Genomic DNA, 20,691 nt, shown 5'->3' with positions numbered 1-20,691 from the left:
GCCGCGGATACAATCGCGGGGCCAGGCGATCTCGCGCGGTCGCCCGGAGCGAACTGCACTGCGCGACGCGGCCTGGACCCGGCCGGGGCAGGCCGCTGGGCTCGGGCTGCACACCGGCGGGCTCATGCGAGGGGCGCGCGGCGCGAGCGCGACCGGACGAGCGCCCGGGCTCATGCTGGCAGGGCAGCGGCTCGAAGCGCGCGGCCGCCGGGGCGCGAGCGCCACGGAGCCCGGATCGGGGGGCGCGCGGCCCGCGCGGAGCTCATGCTCCGCTCCACGGCCATGCCCCGGTCCGGTGGGCTTTCCACGGTTCCGCGTTGTCCGCGAACGAGCTTCTCGAGGAGGCGTGCAGATGGACTTCGATCTCGTCATCTCGCGGGGAACGATCCTCGATGGCAGCGGCCAGCCTCGCTACGTGGCGGACCTGGGGATCCAGAAGGGCAAGGTCGCCGCGATCGCCGGGCCAGGGGCGCTCGCGGGAGGGCGGACGCTCGACGCCAGCGGGCTCGCCGTCGCGCCCGGCTTCATCGACATCCACTCGCACGTCGACTGGCTGCTCGCGCTGCCCGACCACGAGGACGTCCTCGCGCCGATGGTCGCCCAGGGCATCACGACCGTGGTCGCGGGCAATTGCGGTCATTCCCCTGCCCCGGTCACCGAGGCGTCGATTCCGCTGGTGGAGCACTCCGCGGAGATCCTGAAGGACGGAGCGCTCGCCTACCGGTGGCGCTCGATGGGTGAGCTGCTGAGCGCCCTCGAGGCCGGCGGGCTGCTCGTCAATGCGGCGCTCCTGGTCGGCCACGGCACGCTCCGCCAGGCCGTCATGGGCAACAGCGCCGCTCCCCCGAGCCCGGAGCAGATGGACGCGCTCTGCGCGCTCGCGCGCGCGTCGCTCCGCGAGGGCGCGTTCGGGCTCTCCGCCGGGCTGGCCTACACGCCCGGGGTCTTCGCGCGAAGGCACGAGCTCCTGACGCTGCTCCGGGCGGTGGCCGACGAAGGGGGCGTGTTCACGGTCCACGGCCGGGCCTACACGTGGATATCGCCGTTCTACAGGCCGCTGCTCCTCGGCCCGCCGCACAACCTCCGCTCCGTCCGCGAGCTGCTCGGCCTGGCCGAGGAGAGCGGCGCGAAGATCCAGCTCTCGCACCAGATCTTCATCGGCCGGCGGACGTGGCCCACGGTGCCCTGGGTGCTCCGCGCGATCGAGCGGGCCGTGGACAGAGGGGTCGACGCCGCCTTCGACGCGTTCCCCTACACGGTCGGCAACACCACGGTGAACGCCCTCTTCCCCGCCTGGGTGCTCGACGGCTTCCGCGCCCGCATCGACGACCCGGCCGTCCTCCGCCGGCTCCGGCGGGAGTTCGCGATGTTCCGGCGGCTCCTCGGGCTCTCGTATGCCGACATCCGGCTGCTCTGGGGCGGAGCGCCGGAGCTCGCGGCGCTGGAGGGGCTCGATTTCGAGGCGATCGCGGGGCGCCTCGGCGGGAGCGAGTTCGACGCCTACGTGCACGTCGCCCGCGTGAGCGACGGCAAGGCGCGCGTCCTCCTGAACACGTACTCGGGCGTCGATGCGCACGACGAGCCGCTCCGGGCCGTGCTCTCGCACCCGCTCTGCGCGTTCGAGACCGACGCGATCCTCACCCGGCGCGGCCAGCACAACCCGGCGTCGTTCGGCACGTTCCCGCGGGTGCTCGGCCACTACAGCCGCGACGTCGGCCTGTTCCGGCTCGAGGAGGCCGTGCGCCGGATGACCTCGCTGCCCGCCGAGCGGATCGGGCTCCGCGACGTGGGGCGCATCTTGCCCGGGCACTGGGCGGATCTCGTCGTCTTCGATCCGGCCACGGTGGCGGACAACACGACGCCGCGGCGGGCCGACGCGCCGCCGACGGGGATCCGCGCCGTCCTGATCACCGGCGAGGTGGTGGCGCAGGACGGCGCGCTGACGAGCAAGACCCGGCAGGGGCGCCTCCTGCGCAGGTAGGCGGGGCGGCCATACCCTTCGTTGACGCTCAGGGACGTTCGGTTCCGACCGCTTCAACAGGATCGCGCCGGAGCGCGAGATGAGCGATGGCTCCATCGTTCCGCATGTCAGAAATCCCGCCAGAAAAAACGACCGATGACGAGCGGCCGCCGGAAACAGTAGCAATTTTTATGGTTTCCGTCTATTTCGACGCTGAGGGCGGCTCCGGTGTGGCCGAGCGGGGCGCCCTCCGCCGCAGGGCGATGGCGCAGCGCCAGGCAGCTCATCCGGAGGCGGGGACAAGGGGCGTCACATCCGCCCGCACGGACGGCAAAAGCTGCCCGAGCATCTTCCTGCCGAGCGCATTGAGCTGTCGCCGCCGGAGCCTTTCACCTTTCACGCTCGACTTCGAGACCCACCCATCCGCTACGTTTGCATCTCCGCCGGCGGCGTGCCCGGCGGTTTCACTGCTCGACGCCCTCAAGCGTGTGGCAGCCATTGCACGAGAAGTCGCCGGTGTTGGTCATCGGGTCGTACGCGGCGATCTGCAGCACATCGGCCATCCGAGGCATGACCGTCTCGAACATCCATGTGCCCCACCGCTCGATCTCCGGATCCTTCACGTACTCGGCGAACGCCTCCTCGGTGGCGGGGAGCGGGGGGAGGTCGGGGCTCGGCATCGCGAAGGTCCCGTCGGCCGCGCCGCTGCCGTGACAGGTCACGCACGTCATTCCCTCGAACTTCGCGTCGAACGCGACGAAGGTCTCCTTCATCTCCGGCAGGACGACATCCTCCATGAACGCGAAGCGCTGATCGAAGCTCATGTCCTCCCACGCGACGGGCGCGTCGTCCTCCTCACCCCCACATGCAGCGACGATCAGGCACATCGCGATCAAGACGCGCTTCATGACCATATTCCTTCTCCCTTCGTGACAGCTCGTGCAGCGTCTCATCCGGCGGCTCGAACCGCTCTTCCCGGTCGCGGCGGCGACGAAGAGCGCATGCCCCGAGCGCCGCCGCCGTCCCCGGCGACAGCCGGCGTCATGATCGCGACCGGCTGTACCCCATAGACCCCGCTGCCCGAGGAAACTCATCGCTGAAAAAAACGCGGGGGAGAAAAATCGAACGCCCATCGGCCCAGACCGCTATTATGTAATTTGGAACACAAAAAAAACCACGGCCATCGCGGCCGGCGGCCTCAGTCCTCCGTAAGCGCTGCATGAAGCGCCGTCTCTCCCCAGCCGCCACGTCCAGCGCATGCGTCGAGGCCGCGCGCAAAGAGGCCTTCGACACGGCCTTCTGCCTCTCTACCGACGCCACCGGGGTCTCCGTCCAGCCTCGGCCTATCCAGGAGCGCAAGGACAAGAAGCCTGGACCGTGCCGCAAAGGACACTTCTTCGTCGTCCTCGCGGACAAGGATCACGTCTTTTGCGAGTACCAGCCCAAGCACACCAGCGCTGCGGTCTGCGAGATGTTCCGCGGCTTCTCGGGGTACATCCAAGCCGACGCCCACGCACTCTACGACGCCCTGTTCCGCGGCACGTCCCCAAGGGGCGCTCGTGCCGACGAGGGACGTGGACCGCCGCCGACCGAGGTCGGATGCTGGTCGTATTGCCGCACCAACAGCTCGCTCCGCGCCCAGGGAGGCATCGACCCGTTCCGGGTCACGTCGCGGATCCGGTTCGCCAAGGACACGACCGTCGCCGACTCCTCGAGCGGAAGGGCGCGATGCCGCCCGCGACATGGCAACCCACGCACGTCTGCCGGACGATGGGGTAGACCTCCCGGTAATACGTCGGCGCGCCGGTTTCTCCCGGGGTCTCTGTCGGTCGTGGTCGGGCCGGGTTGGCCATTGATGACCGGAGATGCCGCGCGGGGCTGAAAGTGACGCCTGGCCACCCTTTCCGCGGGACCGCGCGCTGAATCGACAGACACGTGGCCAATGACGCCGGCGCTTCGTCGCCCGGCCTACTGCGCCCTCGAGAAGGACACGCTCCACGTCGGCGCCACCTCGGCGATGATCTCCCTGAACCGCGGCGGGATGTCCGAGAGCTCCGTCATCTGGTGGATCGTGAGCACCTCGGCGCTCCCGAGCCCGACGGGGCAGCGCAGCGCCCAGGCGATCGCCTCTTCCTTCGAGCCCACCTCGATCAGGTAGAAGCCGCCGACGAGCTCCTTCGACTCCGCGAAGGGCCCGTCGAGCAGGACGCGCTTCCCCCCCGAAATCCCGACGCGCGCGCGCGCCCCGGCGGGATTGAGGCCCTCGGACGCGACCAGCACGCCGGCCTTCTGCATGTCTTCGTTGTATTTCATGTATGCGGCGAACAGCGCCTCGTCCGGGGGCGCATCCGCCGCTGCCTGTGCGTCGTGCTTCGCGTCGTCGGTCGCCGGTGCCGCGGTGATCATGAATCGCATCGTCGAGTTTCCTTCCGGTTCGAAGAGGAGCGCCCCGGCGGCGTCGACCGCCCGGCCCCTGTCTCCACCGTCACGACGAACGGGCGACCACGCGATCGACACGCGGGGCGATCTTTTTTTTGAATAACACCTAAGGCTTCGTAATCACGAGGTTTTCTTCTGGCGGGCGGAGCTGGACGGTGGGCCCGGACGGGGAGCTCGCCGTCCCGGGGCCGGCAGGGCGGCCCCGGCTGCTCTCCGGGGTCGCCACGGGCCGGGGAGCGGGGCCGGCCAGGCCCGCGATTTTTCCGGAGGCGACCGATGATTCCTGACGCCCGCGGGGGGTCTATGTTCAGCCACACGCTCTTCCCGATCTACGTCGCCGCGTTCCTCTGGGGAGGGCTCGGGCTGCGCGACCGCCGGGTGCGCGCGCTGCTTTCGGCGACGCCGCCCTCCGACCGATGAAAGCGCAAAAACAGCTGGCAGCTCGCCGAGGCGGCCGGCGACCCGACGCCGTACGCGCTGCAGCACCTGCTCGGTCGTGCGCGCTGGGATGCAGACGCCGTGCTCGATGACCCGCGCGCCTGCGTCGTCGAGCATCTCGGCCATCGCACGGGCGTGCTGGCGCTCGACGAGACGGGCTTTTGAAGAGGGGCACGCGGTCGGCCGGCGTACAGCGGCAGTAGCTCTGCCTGCTTATCCTATCCTGAAATTATAAACTCAACGTCTGCTCGTCCGCTACGTCCTCCCGCCACTTTCGTTCGGTCAACGTGGGCGAGGTGCGCTGCGGCGTTTGGTCCCAGCTTGCTCACCCCTCCGGCGCCACCGGCAACCCGAGCAGCCGACCGATCGCCTCGTGAAGGACCCGCGTCGCCACCTCATCTTCGAGGGCGACGGCGCGGCTCAGGGTGCTGGCGAGCGAGGCGACCACCGCAGCCCGACGCGACGGATCGGTCACGGCGAGCTCCCCAGGCCCGGGGCTTGGCCCTTGGCCCCGCGTTGGGCCCATGCCTCCCGAGGCGGTGCGATCCGTCGTCACGCCCTCCCTGAATCCCCGGGAAAGCGACGGATCGCGACGGTTCGCCCCCGCGGAATCGTCCCGCCAGAGAAACCGGTCGATGACGAGCGGTCGCCGGAATCAGTAGCAATTTTGATAGTTTCCGCCTGTCTCCCTGCCGAGGGCGGCTCCGGTGTGGCCCAACGGGGCGCCCTGCGCCGCCGCGTCGCCCGCTGTGAAGGGCCGCGGCATCACACGGTCCCACCGCACAGCCACGCTGCACGCGCTGGTTGACATAGAACACCTTCCGCCATCCGCTCCCCTCCTGGGGGTGCCTGTGGTGGCACCGAACGGCATGATAAGAATCGCAACGGCTCGCTTGACGATAAGCGCAAGCGGAACGGAGTACTCGTTCGGACGCTTTAAATACACCCAATGAGCCGTGGAGTGTCGGAGCGGAGCAGTCATGGCTCCTATCAGCACGCTTCAGGTTTATCTCATGTCACGTATGCGGAACAAGGAGGGTGTCGCAGGAGGTCTGAGGCGTTTAGGCGTCGATGAGTCGGCGTTCGAGCGGGCAAGGAGATGCTGGCGCGCGCACGCCTGGATCATGAAGACCCAGGCATGGCGGACGAGTGCCATGCCGACGTGTATCGTCGGTTCCTTGGAGCGCCGCAGCGCGTCGAGCCGGCGCCGAGAAGCCAGGCGCCGAATGCCATGAAGATGTTCTACTCTCTCCCCGTGTGGCCAGATCTGGAGCTGGAGCTCAGCATGAGCAACGAGCACACCCTCCGTGGGATCCGCTTCGTTCGCGCGGGTGAGCCCAAGGCGCGCCGGCTGCGGCTCGAGGAGGTTATACCCTGGAGGGTGGTCGAGAACGATATCGCATGCAATTGCAGCGAGGCGGTCGTGGTGGATGGGTTTGGAACATGGACCGATTACTGCTGCACCTTGCTCGAGCCCGGGAGCCCAGAGTATCTCTGGGCCTTCGACTACGGTCTCCTGCAGGAGGTAATTCCCTGGAAGGACCTGAACCTGGACAAGGAGGAAGCCGCCTACCCTAGCCTGGAGAGCGTCCTCGGCCTCGGGCGGCCATAGACGCCGCGGTAGGGCAAGTTCGTCCCTGTGGTGGCGGTCACCTGTACGCGGAGCGACGGCTGACGCAGACGCGACCGCTCGATCGGGGCCATCCTTCGCGGCGAAGGTGCCGCGGTGGCCAACAGCTGAATCGAACCCAGGTTGCTGCTTTCCCCGAGGCACGGAAGGTGAGGAAGCCCGCACCGGCCGGGACGGCCCGCCCGAGGTCGAGCTCGACCCCGGGTGTCGGTGAGCATCGCGTCCCGCGTCGGGCCGGTGAAGAAGCCGGGTTACGTGATGGTCGGTGTTCACCCTTCACCGCCGGCATCCCCGCCGATCTGGGCCGCGCTCGCCGGCGCGGGGGCGCCCGACGGCGCGGAGCCAGGCGACCGCGCCAATCGCGACGGCGGCCAGCGGGGCGCTCCATCCTGGGCCTCCGGCGGCCGGCGGCGCCGCGCTGCAGCGGACCAGCTGGTCGTCGGCGCACTCGGGCGAGAACCCGTGCGCGCCTCCGCTTCTGCCTGCTCCCGCGCGCGCCGCGAGCCGGGGGCCTTCCGGGGGCTGCCCGCGCGGCGGCCGGTCACCGCTGCTACCGTACGGCGTCGCCGCCGCTCCGCGCGGGCGCGAGCTCCGCGATGACGAACAGTTCGAGCAGCGGCGGCGCGATGCCAGCCCGGACCGCAAGGTCGCGCGCCGTGTGCGCGGCGCGGAGCTCGAAGCCCTCCGACGACACGAGCGCGCGCAGGTGCTCGAGGTCGTCGAGTCCCCGGCGCAGCATCGAGCGGAGCGCGCGCTTGCGCAGCCATGCCTCCCCAGGCACCCCGGCGTCGCGCGCCGGCGTGGCCGCGGCGCCGTCGCGCAGGTAGAAGTCCATGAGCACCACGCACGAGCTCAGGCGGCTCGCCACGCGGCGCACCTGCCGCAGCAGCCCGCGCAGCGCGGGCTCGTCGAGGTAGCCGGTCAGCCCCTCGGAGACGACCGCCGTGCGGCGGTCGCGCAGCGCCGCGCCGAGCGCCTCGCCGAGGTCGGCCTCGCGCAGGTCCGCCGCGACGAGGACGAGCTCGCCGCGCGGCTGTGCGGGCTCGAGCAGACGCCGCTTCGCGTCGATCACGGCGGCCTGGTCGACCTCGATGTACACGACCGGACGAGCCCTTGCCCACTCCGCCCCGCGCGGCGACAGCCCCGCGGCGAGCTCGATCACCTGCTCGGGGGCGATCTCATCGAGCAGCGCGCCGAGGCCGAGGTGGCGCGCGGCGAGCAGGAGGCTCGTGACGCTGTGGTCGCCGCGCAGGCCGAGCATGCTCCCGCCCCAGCGCGCGGCCTGGTGGAGGACGCGCCCCCTCAGGGTGTCGAAGCGCGCTGCGCCCGGGACGCCCAGCGACGCCCACACCGCGGCGGTGAAATAGGCGCTCCAGGCGAGCGCCGCGTTCTCTCGCGCTCCGCTCAAGAGCGCTCCTCCCCGGAGCGCGACGCCGCGAGCCACCGCCTGGCCGCGCCACGGACCATCTGGCCCGCCGACGAGAGCCGCTCGAGCTTCGGTCCTCTGCCCAGCGAGCGCACCATCCCGCGCGCCAGATCGAAGAATGCGCGGTCGTAGGGGAACCACCAGAGCTCGCGCGGCGCGGTGTTCTCGTCGACCGCGAGCAGCCGCGGCCTCGTCATCGCCTGCACGACCGCCGGGCCGTTCTGCACGCCGTAGCCCGAGATCCCGCGCCCGGTCCACACGGCTTGCGGCGCCGCGGCCGTGAACATGTGGTTGTTGACCGTCGCCACCCCGACCCGGAGCTCTCGCGCGAGCGCCGCGCCCCGCGCGACGTCGCGCGTCCACACGCTCCCCGTGAGGCCGTAGGCGCTCTCGTTGGCCGCGCGGATCGCCGCGTCCGCGTCCGGAACGGCGACGACGGGGATCACGGGCCCGAAGGTCTCCTCGCGCAGCAGGTCGAGCGACGGGTCGACGCCGGTGAGCACCGTCGGAAGGTAGCAGTTGCCACGCCGCGCACCGCCGCAGCGCACCTGCGCCCCGGCCGCGACCGCCTGGCTGACGTGCGCCTCGACGCGCGAGAGCTGCGCCGGCGTGGCCATCGGCCCGATCTCGACCGTGCCCGGCGCGGTGCCGTCGTCGCCCACGCGGAGCCGCTCGGCGACGGCGACGAGGCGCCCGACGAACGCGTCGAAGACCTCGGACTCGACGTAGACGCGCTCGACCCCCGCGCAGCTCTGCCCGGCGTTGACGAAGCCGGCCCAGGCGATCCCGTGCGCTGCCCGATCGAGATCCGCGTCGCGGAGCACGACGGCCGCGTCCTTGCCGCCGAGCTCGATCTGCGCCGGGATCAGGCGCTCCGCCGCGGCGCGCGCCACCACCCGCGCGCCCACGACGCCGCCGACGAAGACGATCTGGTCGACCTCCTCGACGAGCGCCGCGCCGGCCTCTGCGCCGCCCTGCACGAGGCCGAGCAGCGCCTCGGGCAGCGCGTCCGACAGGGCGCCGACGAGCGCCGCGCTGGTCCGGGCGGCGTGCTCGGACGGCTTGAGCACAACGGCGTTGCCCGCGAGGAGCGCCGGGACGAGGTTGTGCACCGGGATGGAGACCGGGTAGTTCCACGGCATGATGAGGCCGACCACCCCGTGCGGTAGGCGCTCGACCCGCGCCTTCTTCCGCGGGAACATCACCGGGTTGAACGCGACGTCCTCGGCCGGGAGGAAGTCCTCGGCGCGCGTCGTGTAGTAGCGAAAGACCTCGGGGGTCGAGCCGAGATCGACCCCGTACGCGTCGGCCATCGGCTTGCCCAGCTCGCGATGGAGCTCCGCCGCGATCTCGTCGGCCTTCCCCATCAAGCAGCGCCCGGCCTCGGCGAGGAGGCGCGCCCGCTCCGCGATCGGCCGCGCTGCCCACGCCGCCTGCGCCTGCCGGGCGCGGCGGACCACGTCCCGGATCCCGTCGGCCGTCGTCACCCGCACGGGACACAGCGGGGCGCCGTCCAGCGGTGAGGCGCCGTGAATCCACCCATCGTGGATGATCTCGCCCATGGGACTACGCAGCTTGCCCGCTGAGAAGCGCGGGCATCAGGCGACGGCAGCCCGGCATCCCCGACTCCTGGATGTGCGCGGCGAGCGCCTTCCGGAAGGAGCCGCGGGGCAGCGGCTTGTGGCGATCGAGCGCCCGGAGCAGCGGCACGACCGTGGCGAGCACGCCCGCCGTGTGCCACCAGTAGCGCGCGGTCGCGCGCAGGTGCGCGGACCGGCTCGACCGGGCGAAGAAGCCCTCGAGGTAGGCGAGGTCGTACGCGGTGTGCGCCTCCTCGTCGCTGGCGAGGCGCCGGAACACCGGATCGAGCGGAGGGTACGACAGGCGCGGCGCGGCGACCTTGTAGAAGGCGCTCATCACCACCTCGAAGGCGAGGCAATCGACGGCGAACTCGAGCACGCCGTGCGGGACGGCGACCTTGCGGAGCATCATCTTCATCAGCCAGCCCGGCAGGCGCGCGCGCTTAACCACGTCGGGGTAGGCGCGGCTGAAATCGAGGAGCGCCTTGCACCAGAGGTTGGCGTGCATTTGCTCGTCCTTGAGGTGCCGGATACCGTGCGCGAAGAACGACTCGAGATAGCCGAGATCGTCGCGCTCCCGCGCCAGGTCGAGCGCCGGGAGGACGGGGAGGACGCCGAGCGCTGCCGATTCGACGATCGCAAACCATGTGATCAGGAGACACGTGGCGTCCGCTTCGGCCTCGCTCTCGAACGCGAACGACATCGGCTCACGGATCGAGACGGTCTCTTCGGCAGCTCCCATTTCCGGATCGTCGCTTTCCCTCTTCGTCGAAGAGAGCATCGGAGTTGAGCTGCCCGCAAGGTACTCGACCAACCATCCTGCCGCAAGCCAACTTGCCGGAGGACATGCGCCGGCCGTCGTCGACATAGCTTCACCGCGAGCGCTGGCGCTCCATGCGCAGCGCTTTGGACACCGCGCGCCGCTCGCACGCCGTCATGGCGCCGGGCTGAACAAGCGCCGCCGCCCGCTCCAGCAGCACCCGGTCCATCTCGTGCGCGACCATCCGCTCCCGGGACGCTTGCGGCGCGCCCCACGAGAGCGCGGGCGTGGAGGCACCCAGGCAGCCGCTCCCGGCGGTTGACGCCGTTCAGCCGGACGCACTCTTCACGCCACGGTGGTGCGATGAAAGCTCGCCATCGTCGCAGAACGTCGTGAACGAGCCGCCTGCAGGCGGAGAAGGGAGCAAGATGCCCCCTCTCATCGGCGTCGCGAGCACCGCCCGCGGGAGGACGATGGCATCGTGGGGCGCTCGAAATCGAATCGGACAAGCGAAGATCCGGGTGTATGCCTCGATCTCAGCGCAGCGCGCGTGACGGAATTGGATCGCGGAAGGAGACCACGGTGTGGCGGCGAGCGTGCGGAAGCGAAGGACGATGGTCGCGAAGCCGAACTCGGTCGCGACCCGGTGCGGGGCCGCGCCCGGTACGTGCTCCCGAACAATCCGGGCCTCCTTCTCGTCGACCTGGAGGACATGGCGCACGGCCGTGCTGATGACGGCGAAGTGCCGCGAGAACCTCTGTAAGGCGTCACCCACCGTGTCGCTCGACGCGACGACGTAGTCCATCACATCCCAGTGTCCGATCGTGAGCGCCTCCGCGGCGCGGAGCCCGACGCCCGGATCGCCGGCCCTCTCGACGCCGCCGTCCCAGAGCGCGATCCACCGGCCATAGGAGAGTCGGAAGTCCGGGTTGCGCAGCTCCTCCGGCGCGAGCCCGTGCACTCGGGCGAGCGCGCCAGCGTCGAGCCCAACGGCCTCTGCGGCTCCGAGCACGCTCCGCAACGCCTTCACGCCGACGCTCAGCGTGCGCTCACCTCCCGGCTTGACGAGCGGGTCGATCCCCGGACGAGAGCTCACGGGGCAAGGCCTGCGCGACACTGCCGAAGATTGCACGGCCTGTGAGCGACATCAAATGCTCTTGCCCGCGCTGCCCGCGTCCACGTCAGTCACATCAGCCCACGTCAGCCGTCTTCACGCATCGAAGATCCTGCTCCCGCGACCGATCGCGATCATGGACCGCACCCGCGCGGCGAGGTCCTCAGGGGAGGTGAATGCGGGCTGCGCGCGGTAGAGCTCAAGCGAGCGGCGCACGGCGCGGATCTCGCCGAGGGCCTGCAGCGCCTCGAGAGAGGTCCGCTCCGTGGGCTTCGCGTGACGCAGGCCGCGCGGGTTCAGACGCCCGAGCGCGACGTTGTGGTTCACCTGGAACGCACAGCGACACGAATTCGCCGGATTCGCGACGCCGCAGTGCTTCGACACGAACGCGTCGAGCGCCGCGCGCGCACGGGAGAGTCGTTTGCGGAAGGCAGCTTCGGTGATGCCGAGCGCGTAGGCCGCGTCGGCCGACTCGAGCTCGCAGATGCCGCCGAGCACGAAGGCGATGCGCAGCGGCCTGTCGAGCGCCTGGAGCATCGCCTGGGTGCAACCGAGGAATACCTCTTCCTCGAGCAGACGCGCCTCGGCGCTCTCGAGCGCCTCCGCGCCGATGGCGTTCGGCGCCTTGGCGAGATCCTCGTCGACGAGCTGCTCGAAGGTCAGGCGGCGGTACGTCGCGCGTGCGCGGAGGAGGTGTCGGCACGCGACGCGGTACGCCCACGTCGAGATCGAGCTCTCGCCCCGGAACGTGGAGAGCTTTGTCACGATGAGGATGAGGATTTCCTGCGTCGCGTCACGCGCGTTCTCGGGGTGGCCGAGGAACCTGCGCGCGAGGCAGAACAGCGTATCCTGCAGGCCTCGCACGAGCGCTTCGAGCGCCTCTCGGTCGCCCGCGCGGGCGCGGATCGCCAGCGCGTCGAGAGCCGCCTCGCTCATGACGCCACCGGTTGCGCGCGCGTCGGCGGAGCGAGGGTATCGAGCCAGCCTGCGAGCGCGTCGGCGATCTCCATCGGCGAGTCCTCCTGAGGATAGTGCAGACCGCGCACCGTGACCTCCCGCTGGTTCGGGAACCTGCGACAGATTTCGCGGAGCTCCCCCGTGAGGATGCGGCCCGGCTCCGCGTTCACGAACAGCTTGGGCACGCTCGATGCCGTGAGCCACGCGACGTAGGCGTCGGCGAGCGCGCAGATCGCCTTCGGCTCTCCGTCGAAGGGCAGCAGTCGCGGCCACGAGAGCGTCGGCCGCCGCTCCTCGCCCGGCACGAGGAACGGGCGCCGGTACTCGGCGCGCTCTTCGTCCGAGAGCGGACGCAGCATGCTGCCCTCGGAGATGACCCGCTCCAGAAAGACATTCTGCTCGAGGACGAGCTCCTCGCCCGCATCCGAGCGGATCGCCTCGAAGAACTCCCTCGCGGCCGCGGGCCACTTCCCGAGCGGCATCGATCCGACGATCGCCTCCATGTATGCGACGCCGCGCACGCGGTCCGGATGCCGCCGAGCCCAGTCGAAGCCGAGCGCCGACCCCCAGTCGTGCACGACGAGCACGACGGGCTCCGCAGGCACGACCGCGTCGAACCAGGCGTCGAGGAACCTCGCATGCGTGGCGTACCCGTAGGCTTGCCTGCCCGTCTCCGGCAGCTTGTCCGAGTCGCCCATTCCGATGAGGTCCGGCGCGAGGCAGCGACGCCGCGCCGAGGTCGGCCCAAGGATGTTCCGCCACAGGTACGACGACGTCGGGTTCCCGTGGAGGAACACCACCGGCTCGCCCATCCCCTGGTCGACATAGGCCATCTCGTGGCCCTCGATGCAAACTCTCTTCTTCGAGCTCGTACCCATAGGTTCCCGTCCTTCCCGGCCGTACGCACGCGGCATCCAGCCTGTCTCTCCGGTTCGAGACGGGGAACCCTGTCCGTGTGACCGGAAATCGTCCTCCTCGCAGCGAAGGGCGGAACCTGCTGCGGACGCGCGGCCGGCGAGGCGACGCGCGAGGTCGGCGTGTCGAATTTCGGTTCACACCCGCGCCGGCGCGGGTCTGCCTCGGGGAACGCCGGCGAAGGGCCGGCCTCACCCGAGGAGTGGAGCCATGACTCGCATCGATCCGAGAACACACCGGTGGACCAGGGCGGCGCGGACCCTGACGGCGCTGGGCGGCGTGCTGGCGGCGCGGCGGTGCCGCCCAGCGCGCGCGCCGAGATCCTCGCCTACGACGAGCACGACGGCGAGGCGGGGGAGAAGGAAGCCCGAACGTTTCGGAGATGTCAAGCCCCACCTTTGGGACCTGTCCTGGATTGACAGAACATTCTTCTATGCAATCCGGTCCTCCTGGAAAAACGACGCTATATCAATAGTTTATCTATGCATCGAAGGCGCCGCCTTCACTCCACAGCCTGCGGGAGCTCGTCCAAAACGGCCCGGCTTCGCCCCCGGCAGGGCGATGCAGAGCCCTCAGCCGCGCGGCGTGCCGGCGCACGTCGTCCTCACAGCGGCCTGCGCTTTCTGGGTCGACTCGCGGCTCAGGCACGATGCCTCACTCTGCGCACGTGGGCCCGTCGGACCAGCTCAGCCCGTCGGTGGGATCGCGCGCTCGGCACGCTCCTCGAAGGGGCGATCCTCGAGAAATCTTCGCTTCCTCAGCCAGAGAACTGCGCGCTCGCGTACCCTTCGAACCATCCACGCGAGCGCCTCCGCGGAAGGCGCAAGGGTGTCTCGAAACGACATCTGCCCGACCTTGTTCTTCAAGAAGACGCCATCCGAAACAAGCGCGTGATAGTGTAAACTCAAATTGAGGCGGGCGTGCGCGAGGAACGATTCGAGATTCTCTCGAACCAGCCCATGAAGGACCGTCTCCTCGGGGCGATGGGGCGCGTATCCCGCCGGAAGCTTCGCCCACGGCGCAAGATGCACTGTGCCACGTCGCAGGGTCATGGGGCCACCCCGTCGCAGGGTCATGGGGCCAGGGGGAGACGACGTGATCGGCCTCGACCATGCCCGAGACCGCTAAGCGTGTCGAGATCCCCGGAGCCGGGCGCGCAGCGACGGGCGACGTCTCTCTTTTCGCAGGGTCATGGGGCCACCCAGCCCCAAGTAGATCCCGAGCAGGGTCCGCGACGCTCAGGATCAGGAAGGTCCACCCCGCCCCTGGCGACACCCGCGGTCCCGTCGACGAGGGTGGGCGAGGCACGCCGATCGGAGCGAGGGGGTCAGAGGAGCGGCCCCGGGATCGACGTCCTCGCCGGGGCCGCAGCGGTCATCGCCGCCTGCCGCGTGGATGGGTGGGCGGCTTGCTGCGCGCGGGCACTGGCGCGGCCGTGTTGGTCTCGTCGAGCTTCGGCTTGAGTCGCGGTCTGTACGACTCCCCCTCGATGATGAAGTCGAACGCCGCGTTCTTGAACCGATCGACGGCGCTCTGCGCGAGCAGCACGTCGTCGAACATCGCGAGCCACTCAGCCGTATCGCGATTGCTCGTGACGATCATCGAGGCGTTGCCTGTGCGTTCGAGGAAGAGCTGGTACACGTCGCGGCTCTCTTCCTTGTTCATCGCCTCGAGCGCGAAGTCGTCGAGGATGAGCAGGTCGACGGTCGTGAGCGCGACCATCTCGGCGTCGCGTGAGTTGTCGAGCCTGCTCTGGCGCAGCCTGCGGAGCATCGCGTCGGCGCGCAGGAAACGCACGCTGTAGCCGTGCTGGCACGCGAGGTGTCCGAACGCGTTCGCGAGGTAGGTCTTGCCCACGCCGACGGAGCCGAGGATGACGATGTGCTTGTGCTCTTCGAGGAAGCGTAGGCTCGTGAACCCACCGAGCAGACGCCTGTCGAAGCTGACCTTCGCGGTCTTGTCCCAGAGCTCCAGGCGCATGGTGGGATCGAGCCCGGCGTCGCGTACGCGGTTGTCCGTCGCGCTCGCCTCGCGGCGCGCGATCTCGTCGGTGAGCAGCATGAGCAACAGCTCCTCGTGTCCCATCGACTGCTTCTCGGCGAGCAGGAGGCGCTCGCGCAGCGTCGCCGCGATGCGGCCGAGGCGAAGGCGCTTGAGCGCCGTGATGAGCGCAGGGTCGACTTCGCTCGAGCTCATCACGCTTCCTCCTTGGTCGCGGCAGCCGCCGGCATGCGCGTGGCGAAGTGCTCCGTGCTGCGCGCGAACCGCGGCGCGGGCAGCGCAACGACCGTGCGCTCGCCCGTGGACGGTGACGCCGGCGTCTTCGCCGCCTCGAGCATGCGCGCCACGCGCTGCACGTCGACGACATCGAACGCGAGCGCGCTCTGGCAGATCGCCTCGACACGGCCGTTGCCGAACTTCTTGCACAGACGCAGCAGCGCGTAGACCAGTCGCATGCGCGTCCAGGGCAATGGCACGGCGAGCAGTCGCTCGGCGTAGATCCCGACATTCACTCCGCACTTCTTCGCGCTCGCGATGAGCGAGGCGACGTCGCGCACCGCCGCGACGTCCTTGCCCATGGGGTAGTCGCTCGGATCGGTGGAGCGCTTGCCCGGCGCGACGCGCGCGTGCACCTTCACGAGCTCCGTGCCGGCGTAGATCCTCACCGACGCGCGGTCGGCGCGGACGCGCACCATCGGCATCAACGACGGTGCTCAATAACACCCCACGCGCGCGGTGTTGCCGAAGCCACGCCGAGGGTTGTCCGGGCCTTGGTCCGGGGTTGACCACGCAGGCTTCGACGCCCCGCACGGTCCAGCCCGGCACGGTCCTCGTGAGCACCACGACCACGGGCAAGGACGGCGGCCTGCTCCGGCGCGTGCTCCTGGCGGTGGCGCCGATGGGGATCCCCATCCTCGCCACGGCCGCCAGCGCGGAGGACGTGCCCACCGGCCTCGGAGAGCACGTCCGGATCGAGCGGTATCTGCCGCACGAGGAGGTGTTCCCCAGGATGGCGGCGGCGATCACGCACGGCGGCTGGGGCACCATCGGGCGCGCGCTGGAGCACGGGGTCCCGATGCTGATCATCCCGCTCTTCGGCGACCAGCACATCAACGCCGCGCAGGCGGAGCGCGGCGGGTTCGCCCATCGCCTGCCCCTCGCCGAGGCGACGCCGGAGGCGATCCGGGCGCGGCTCCGGGCGCTGCTCGCGGACGGGGCCTCGCGCGAGCGCGCGCAGGCCGCCGCCGCGGAGATACGACGGCTCAAGTCCGACGCGGTCGCCCCGAGGGCGCTCGAGCGGCTGGCCGCCCGCTCCCCCCACCGCGAGAGGGCGCGCCACGCGCCGCCGCCGCCGGGCCAGGCGCTGGAGCGAGCGTGACGCGACGCCGGACCGAACGAGGCGGAGCACGCATGGCGGCGGAGGCGGTCATCGGAGGACGGGGGCGTGGGCGCGTGCGCGAGAAGCGCGAGGGCCGGCCCGAGCTCGCGGAGCAGGGCGCCCCCCTGCAGGCCAGGCGGGCCGTGGGTGAGGCGGCTCGGGCGAGCGCTACCGCGTCGGCGCGGGCGCGCCGTCCTGGATCCACTGGCGGAGGGTCGCGAGCTCAGCGCTCGTCAGGGTCGGCTTGCCGTCCGCGGCCTGCGGCATGACGCCCGTGTTGCACATCGCGGAGGCGGAGGGCCTGCACCCCGCGTTCGCGGCCGTCCCTGCGACCTTGAGGTAGAGCCGCATCGCAGCGGATGACGGCGGTCGACGATCCGCGCGCGAGAGGCTCGTGCGGTACTGCTCCCGCCCGGCCTTCGCACTCGATCGAATCGAGCTCCTGCCCGATGGGCGTATAGCGTACTTGCTGAAGACACCTCGGCGGGGACGCACTCACCGCGTCATGAGCCCAATGGAGTTCATGGCTCGGCTCGCGGCTTTGATTCCTCCGCCGAAGATCCCGCTTGTGAGATACCATGGCGTGTTCGCGCCTCGCTCGTCGTGGCGCTCTCTCGTGACACCCAAGCCTCCGGCCCGCGCCGCGAAGTCTGAGCCGTGCGCGGGGCACGCGCCTCTGCCCGCCGCGCCCGCGCCCGCATCGCCCGCGCCCGCGTCGCCGTGCGCTCCGCCGGCGCTCTCAGCGAGGTCGCTCGCGCATGCCGAGCCCACGGTGCGAGTTGAGTCGACCCTGATCTCGGTCTTGCACTGGGGGCGGCTGCTCGAAGGGGAGTTGTTCGCAACGTCGCGCTACGTCGAGTGGGCCGTGCTCATGAAGCGTTCGTTCGGCTTCGATGCGCTCCGCTGCCCGAGATGCGAACGGAGGATGCGCGTGCTTTCCACGATCGCCGACTCAGCGGTGGTGCGCCGCATCCTCGATCATCTGAACTTGCCCTCGCAGCCCCGAACGGCAGCACCCGCGCGCGATCCAACGTGGGAACCGATGGCGTTCGGGTTCGACGCGGCGTAGGTGGGCACCCGGCCCGAGCCCGTCATGGCGAACGCACGTCGCGGTCGTCGAGCCAGAGCTGCACCCAATGCACGGCGCGCGGGCCCTGCGACGGGGCGAGCGGGTGTTTGATGCGCGATAGACGGCTCGCCCGGCGCCGTTCCCGCGGGGCTCGACACGGGCGAGAGCTCTATAGTTTCCTATCCGCTCCTATCCGCTCCTATCCGCTCACGACGCTCGCGGTCCCACCCTTTAGGTTTGCTGCGCTACACTTCCTCGCGCTGCGATCCGGCTTCTTTTACCTACGCGCCGAGCAGCGGCAGCCCCTCACTGGGCGCGCGCTCGATCGCGGCGACCAGCCGGTCGGCGGACGCGCGGCCGATCGAGCCGGCGAGGAACGCGAACTCGCCCATCACGACGGCGACGCGCCGCCCGTGCATCCGGCCCTCGCCGGTCAGCACGGACTCGTCGCAGCCGCTCTTCTCCTGGGCTGCGGCGAGCTCCGCGGCGTACTCCGGTGAGACGTCGGTGCGGACGGGGGCGACGTCCCAGGACGTCCACGATCCCTCGTCGAGGACGAGGTCGATCAGCTCGGCGGCCGACAGGCGGGAGGGGCTCGGGCTCATGTCGCGACGTTAGTCGAGGCCGGGTCGGTCAGCTCCGGGTGGCCACCAGCACCTCGGCCTCGCGCTCCCGGGTCATCCCCGTGACGACGGCGTCCGGCGTCGCCCGCAGCCACTCGAGGGTGTCGCGGGCGGTGTCCGCGACCGGTCGCAGGGTCAGTCCGGCGGCGTACGACGGGGCGGGGTCGTGTGCGGCCATGCCGTCGTAGAGCGGACGGGGCAGCCACAGCGGCAGCGAGCCCGGGCCCGCCCACGGCTCGACGCCCTGCTCCTCCAGGAGCTCCTGCGGCACCCAAGTCAGCTCCGGCGTCGCGCCGACGCCGGCAGCCACCCGGGCGAGCAGCTCGCCCGCGGGCAGCACCTCGCCGACGCCGTCGTAGTCGCCGGTCGTCCGCTGCTTGGCGCAGGTCACGATCCACGCCGCCAGGTCGCGGACGTCGATCACCTGCAGCCGGTCGTCCGGGCTGCCGCCGGCCAGTGCCTCGCCGCCGCCGGCGAACCGTGCGGGCCAGTACGTGAACCGGCCGGTCGGGTCCTCCGGCCCGACGATGAGCCCGGGCCGGATGATCGTCGCCGACGCGGCGCCCGCGCGCACGGTCTGCTCGCACGCGACCTTCATCCGACCGTACGCCTCCGGGCTCGAGCTCGGGTCGACGTCCTCGGTCAGCGGCTCGCGCAGCGGCGACGTGGCGGGCGTGCCGAACGGCTCGTGAGGGTCCGGGTAGACGTTGACGGTCGACACGAAGACCCAGTGCGCGTCGGGGAAGGCGTCCACGGCGGCATGCACCCACGACGGCACCCGGGCGACGTCGACGACCGCGTCGTACGCCGTGGCCGCGAGGTCGGCGGGCACCGGCTCGGAGCGGTCCCAACGCACGAGCGCCGCGCCCTCGGGCACTGACCCGGAGGTGCCACGGTTGGCGCACGTGACGTCGTGGCCGCGGGCGACGGCCTCCGCCGCGACCGCCTTGGACAGGAACATCGAACCGCCCAGCACCAGGATCTTCACGACGGCAACGCTGTCGCGAAACCCCTGTCGGGGCAAGCGATTCAGCCCACAGCAGAGGTCACGACGCGAGCTCGGGCGTGGTCTCGCCGAGCAGCCGTTTGAGCTGCGTGCGCTTGCGGCCAAAAGGTCTGACGTCCTCGCGGCGATGGAGCGCATCTTCGCGGAGGAGATCGCCCGCGTGACCACGCGGCTCGCGAGCATCGCGGGCGCACGGACGGGCTCGGTCGGGTTCCCTCAGAGATTCGGCTCGAGCTTGAACGTTCACGTCCATTTTCACACGCTGGCAATCGACGGCGTTTTCGAGAAGACCGCCATGGGCGTGCGCTTCCACGATGCGCCGCCGCCTTCAAAGGACGATGTCAGCGAGGTGGCGCGACGGGTGCGCGAGCGTGCGCTTCTTTGGCTACGGCGCCGCGGCTACCTCGACGAGCGCGCGGCCGAGGAGCGCAGCAACGAGACCATCGAGCCCTCCGCGCTCGATGCGTGTACCCAGCTCGTACTCGCAGGTGGAGCGTATCTTGCGCGGCCTTTCGAGCACAAGGACAGTCCCGACGCGGCTTTCGAGCGCCGAGAGCGACGCTTCTCCGCGGCGTGCGACGGGTTCGACGTGCATTGCGCGGTGCGCATCGCAGCGGATGACGGCGGTCGACGATCCGCGCGCGAGAGGCTCGTGCGGTACTGCTCCCGCCCGGCCTTCGCACTCGATCGAATCGAGCTCCTGCCCGATGGGCGTATAGCGTACTTGCTGAAGACACCTCGGCGGGGACGCACTCACCGCGTCATGAGTCCAATGGAGTTCATGGCCCGGCTCGCGGCTTTGATTCCTCCGCCGAAGATCCCGCTTGTGAGATACCATGGCGTGTTCGCGCCTCGCTCGTCGTGGCGCTCTCTCGTGACACCCAAGCCTCCGGCCCGCGCCGCGAAGTCTGAGCCGTGCGCGGGGCACGCGCCTCTGCCCGCCGCGCCCGCGCCCGCATCGCCGTGCGCTCCGCCGGCGCTCTCAGCGAGGTCGCTCGCGCATGCCGAGCCCACGGTGCGAGTTGAGCCGACCCTGATCTCGGTCTTGCACTGGGGGCGGCTGCTCGAAGGGGAGTTGTTCGCAACGTCGCGCTACGTCGAGTGGGCGGTGCTCATGAAGCGTTCGTTCGGCTTCGATGCGCTCCGCTGCTCGAGATGCGAACGGAGGATGCGCGTGCTTTCCACGATCACCGACTCAGCGGTGGTGCGCCGCATCCTCGATCATCTGAACTTGCCCTCGCAGCCCCGAACGGCAGCACCCGCGCGCGATCCAACGTGGGAACCGATGGCGTTCGGGTTCGACGCGGCGTAGGTGGGCACGACGCCGCCCCGTCGCCGCGACGCTGAGGTTTACGTCCGGAGTATGCGAAGTTGGCCGGAACGATGCCAAGGGGG

General features: G+C 70.4%; 21 protein-coding genes and 3 pseudogenes. 8 read left to right on the top strand and 16 right to left on the bottom strand.

Annotation, left to right across the window (positions count from 1 at the left end):
* The first annotated feature begins 352 nt into the window (after positions 1–352).
* Positions 353–1,981, top strand: a complete 1,629-nt coding sequence (locus tag WMF12_RS08075) for an N-acyl-D-amino-acid deacylase family protein (protein ID WP_437869831.1) — start codon at positions 353–355, stop codon at positions 1,979–1,981.
* Between the two features lie 443 nt (positions 1,982–2,424).
* Here WMF12_RS08075 and WMF12_RS08070 read toward each other — a convergent pair whose 3' ends face one another.
* Positions 2,425–2,868, bottom strand: coding sequence for a hypothetical protein (locus tag WMF12_RS08070; RefSeq protein ID WP_437586157.1), 444 nt, complete (start codon positions 2,866–2,868; stop codon positions 2,425–2,427).
* 311 nt (positions 2,869–3,179) lie between these two features.
* Here WMF12_RS08070 and WMF12_RS08065 point away from each other — a divergent pair, with 311 nt between their 5' ends.
* A complete protein-coding gene (locus WMF12_RS08065; RefSeq protein ID WP_437869829.1) occupies positions 3,180–3,842 on the top strand; it encodes an IS66 family transposase in 663 nt (220 codons plus the stop codon).
* 86 nt (positions 3,843–3,928) lie between these two features.
* On the opposite strand, the gene WMF12_RS08060 is transcribed toward WMF12_RS08065, so the two are convergent.
* Positions 3,929–4,375 (bottom strand): YciI family protein, encoded by a 447-nt coding sequence (locus WMF12_RS08060; RefSeq protein ID WP_437745010.1) that lies wholly within the window; start codon positions 4,373–4,375, stop codon positions 3,929–3,931.
* Between the two features lie 444 nt (positions 4,376–4,819).
* On the opposite strand from WMF12_RS08060, the pseudogene WMF12_RS08055 reads away from it, so the two are divergent.
* Positions 4,820–5,037: pseudogene (locus WMF12_RS08055) on the top strand (transposase); the annotation flags it as partial.
* 125 nt (positions 5,038–5,162) lie between these two features.
* Here the strand turns inward: WMF12_RS08055 and WMF12_RS08050 are convergent.
* A complete protein-coding gene (locus WMF12_RS08050; protein ID WP_437745009.1) occupies positions 5,163–5,312 on the bottom strand; it encodes a hypothetical protein in 150 nt (49 codons plus the stop codon).
* 756 nt (positions 5,313–6,068) lie between these two features.
* On the opposite strand from WMF12_RS08050, the gene WMF12_RS08045 reads away from it, so the two are divergent.
* Positions 6,069–6,449 (top strand): hypothetical protein, encoded by a 381-nt coding sequence (locus tag WMF12_RS08045; RefSeq protein WP_437869827.1) that lies wholly within the window; start codon positions 6,069–6,071, stop codon positions 6,447–6,449.
* Positions 6,450–7,017: 568 nt separating this feature from the next.
* Here WMF12_RS08045 and WMF12_RS08040 read toward each other — a convergent pair.
* The 10 genes from WMF12_RS08040 to WMF12_RS07995 form a co-directional block, all read right to left on the bottom strand.
* Complete coding sequence (locus tag WMF12_RS08040) at positions 7,018–7,875, bottom strand: class I SAM-dependent methyltransferase (RefSeq protein ID WP_437869826.1); 858 nt, start codon at positions 7,873–7,875, stop codon at positions 7,018–7,020.
* Positions 7,872–9,455: an aldehyde dehydrogenase family protein gene (locus tag WMF12_RS08035; RefSeq protein WP_437869825.1), complete on the bottom strand. Its 1,584-nt coding sequence runs from the start codon at positions 9,453–9,455 to the stop codon at positions 7,872–7,874. The genes WMF12_RS08040 and WMF12_RS08035 overlap by 4 nt, the downstream gene beginning before the upstream one ends.
* A gap of 4 nt (positions 9,456–9,459) precedes the next feature.
* Positions 9,460–10,215, bottom strand: a complete 756-nt coding sequence (locus WMF12_RS08030) for a hypothetical protein (protein WP_437869824.1) — start codon at positions 10,213–10,215, stop codon at positions 9,460–9,462.
* A 130-nt stretch (positions 10,216–10,345) separates the two neighbouring features.
* Positions 10,346–10,477, bottom strand: coding sequence for a hypothetical protein (locus tag WMF12_RS08025; protein ID WP_437869823.1), 132 nt, complete (start codon positions 10,475–10,477; stop codon positions 10,346–10,348).
* Between the two features lie 84 nt (positions 10,478–10,561).
* Positions 10,562–11,329, bottom strand: a complete 768-nt coding sequence (locus WMF12_RS08020; protein WP_437869822.1) for an AraC family transcriptional regulator — start codon at positions 11,327–11,329, stop codon at positions 10,562–10,564.
* A gap of 114 nt (positions 11,330–11,443) precedes the next feature.
* Positions 11,444–12,283: an RNA polymerase sigma factor gene (locus WMF12_RS08015; protein WP_437869821.1), complete on the bottom strand. Its 840-nt coding sequence runs from the start codon at positions 12,281–12,283 to the stop codon at positions 11,444–11,446.
* Positions 12,280–13,182, bottom strand: coding sequence for a haloalkane dehalogenase (locus tag WMF12_RS08010; RefSeq protein ID WP_437869820.1), 903 nt, complete (start codon positions 13,180–13,182; stop codon positions 12,280–12,282). Before WMF12_RS08010 ends, WMF12_RS08015 begins: the two co-directional genes overlap by 4 nt.
* 723 nt (positions 13,183–13,905) lie before the next feature.
* The gene (locus WMF12_RS08005; protein ID WP_437869819.1) at positions 13,906–14,271 is read right to left on the bottom strand and encodes a hypothetical protein; all 366 of its coding nucleotides are present in this window, start codon (positions 14,269–14,271) and stop codon (positions 13,906–13,908) included.
* Between the two features lie 322 nt (positions 14,272–14,593).
* Complete coding sequence (locus tag WMF12_RS08000; protein WP_437869817.1) at positions 14,594–15,415, bottom strand: ATP-binding protein; 822 nt, start codon at positions 15,413–15,415, stop codon at positions 14,594–14,596.
* Complete coding sequence (locus WMF12_RS07995; protein ID WP_437869815.1) at positions 15,415–15,921, bottom strand: hypothetical protein; 507 nt, start codon at positions 15,919–15,921, stop codon at positions 15,415–15,417. The genes WMF12_RS08000 and WMF12_RS07995 overlap by 1 nt, the downstream gene beginning before the upstream one ends.
* 80 nt (positions 15,922–16,001) lie before the next feature.
* Here WMF12_RS07995 and WMF12_RS07990 point away from each other — a divergent pair, with 80 nt between their 5' ends.
* Positions 16,002–16,598 (top strand): glycosyltransferase, encoded by a 597-nt coding sequence (locus tag WMF12_RS07990; RefSeq protein WP_437869814.1) that lies wholly within the window; start codon positions 16,002–16,004, stop codon positions 16,596–16,598.
* A 168-nt stretch (positions 16,599–16,766) separates the two neighbouring features.
* Here WMF12_RS07990 and WMF12_RS07985 read toward each other — a convergent pair whose 3' ends face one another.
* Positions 16,767–16,949: a hypothetical protein gene (locus tag WMF12_RS07985; RefSeq protein WP_437869813.1), complete on the bottom strand. Its 183-nt coding sequence runs from the start codon at positions 16,947–16,949 to the stop codon at positions 16,767–16,769.
* Here WMF12_RS07985 and WMF12_RS07980 point away from each other — a divergent pair.
* Positions 16,948–17,184, top strand: a pseudogene (locus WMF12_RS07980) (transposase); the annotation flags it as partial. The gene WMF12_RS07985 and the pseudogene WMF12_RS07980 sit on opposite strands and share 2 nt — an antisense overlap.
* Positions 17,185–17,370: 186 nt before the next feature.
* Positions 17,371–17,667: a hypothetical protein gene (locus WMF12_RS07975; protein ID WP_437869812.1), complete on the top strand. Its 297-nt coding sequence runs from the start codon at positions 17,371–17,373 to the stop codon at positions 17,665–17,667.
* A gap of 290 nt (positions 17,668–17,957) precedes the next feature.
* Here WMF12_RS07975 and WMF12_RS07970 read toward each other — a convergent pair.
* Both WMF12_RS07970 and WMF12_RS07965 read right to left on the bottom strand, forming a co-directional pair.
* A pseudogene (locus tag WMF12_RS07970) lies at positions 17,958–18,272 on the bottom strand (carboxyl transferase domain-containing protein); the annotation flags it as partial.
* 28 nt (positions 18,273–18,300) lie between these two features.
* Positions 18,301–19,278 carry an NAD-dependent epimerase/dehydratase family protein gene (locus tag WMF12_RS07965; protein ID WP_437869811.1) on the bottom strand — a complete coding sequence of 326 codons (978 nt, stop codon included), beginning with the start codon at positions 19,276–19,278 and terminating at the stop codon, positions 18,301–18,303.
* 145 nt (positions 19,279–19,423) lie between these two features.
* On the opposite strand from WMF12_RS07965, the gene WMF12_RS07960 reads away from it, so the two are divergent.
* Positions 19,424–20,608: a transposase gene (locus tag WMF12_RS07960; protein ID WP_437869810.1), complete on the top strand. Its 1,185-nt coding sequence runs from the start codon at positions 19,424–19,426 to the stop codon at positions 20,606–20,608.
* Positions 20,609–20,691: the final 83 nt, after the last annotated feature.

This window comes from Sorangium sp. So ce363 (genome assembly GCF_051520435.1).
Lineage (GTDB): Bacteria > Myxococcota_A > Polyangia > Polyangiales > Polyangiaceae > Sorangium > Sorangium cellulosum_B.
Note: the sequence above shows the minus strand (reverse complement) of the source record. Positions and strands in the feature narration are given on the sequence as shown.

Excerpts from the sequence above, each read along its gene's own strand:
- WMF12_RS08075 (WP_437869831.1), top strand. The coding sequence starts at position 353 with ATGGACTTCGATCTCGTCATCTCGCGGGGAACGATCCTCGATGGCAGC.
- WMF12_RS08070 (WP_437586157.1), bottom strand. The coding sequence starts at position 2,868 with ATGAAGCGCGTCTTGATCGCGATGTGCCTGATCGTCGCTGCATGTGGG.
- WMF12_RS08065 (WP_437869829.1), top strand. The coding sequence starts at position 3,180 with ATGAAGCGCCGTCTCTCCCCAGCCGCCACGTCCAGCGCATGCGTCGAG.
- WMF12_RS08060 (WP_437745010.1), bottom strand. The coding sequence starts at position 4,375 with ATGCGATTCATGATCACCGCGGCACCGGCGACCGACGACGCGAAGCAC.
- WMF12_RS08045 (WP_437869827.1), top strand. The coding sequence starts at position 6,069 with ATGAAGATGTTCTACTCTCTCCCCGTGTGGCCAGATCTGGAGCTGGAG.
- WMF12_RS08035 (WP_437869825.1), bottom strand. The coding sequence starts at position 9,455 with ATGGGCGAGATCATCCACGATGGGTGGATTCACGGCGCCTCACCGCTG.
- WMF12_RS08030 (WP_437869824.1), bottom strand. The coding sequence starts at position 10,215 with ATGGGAGCTGCCGAAGAGACCGTCTCGATCCGTGAGCCGATGTCGTTC.
- WMF12_RS08025 (WP_437869823.1), bottom strand. The coding sequence starts at position 10,477 with ATGGTCGCGCACGAGATGGACCGGGTGCTGCTGGAGCGGGCGGCGGCG.
- WMF12_RS08015 (WP_437869821.1), bottom strand. The coding sequence starts at position 12,283 with ATGAGCGAGGCGGCTCTCGACGCGCTGGCGATCCGCGCCCGCGCGGGC.
- WMF12_RS08010 (WP_437869820.1), bottom strand. The coding sequence starts at position 13,182 with ATGGGTACGAGCTCGAAGAAGAGAGTTTGCATCGAGGGCCACGAGATG.
- WMF12_RS08005 (WP_437869819.1), bottom strand. The coding sequence starts at position 14,271 with ATGACCCTGCGACGTGGCACAGTGCATCTTGCGCCGTGGGCGAAGCTT.
- WMF12_RS08000 (WP_437869817.1), bottom strand. The coding sequence starts at position 15,415 with ATGAGCTCGAGCGAAGTCGACCCTGCGCTCATCACGGCGCTCAAGCGC.
- WMF12_RS07995 (WP_437869815.1), bottom strand. The coding sequence starts at position 15,921 with ATGCCGATGGTGCGCGTCCGCGCCGACCGCGCGTCGGTGAGGATCTAC.
- WMF12_RS07985 (WP_437869813.1), bottom strand. The coding sequence starts at position 16,949 with ATGCGGCTCTACCTCAAGGTCGCAGGGACGGCCGCGAACGCGGGGTGC.
- WMF12_RS07960 (WP_437869810.1), top strand. The coding sequence starts at position 19,424 with ATGGAGCGCATCTTCGCGGAGGAGATCGCCCGCGTGACCACGCGGCTC.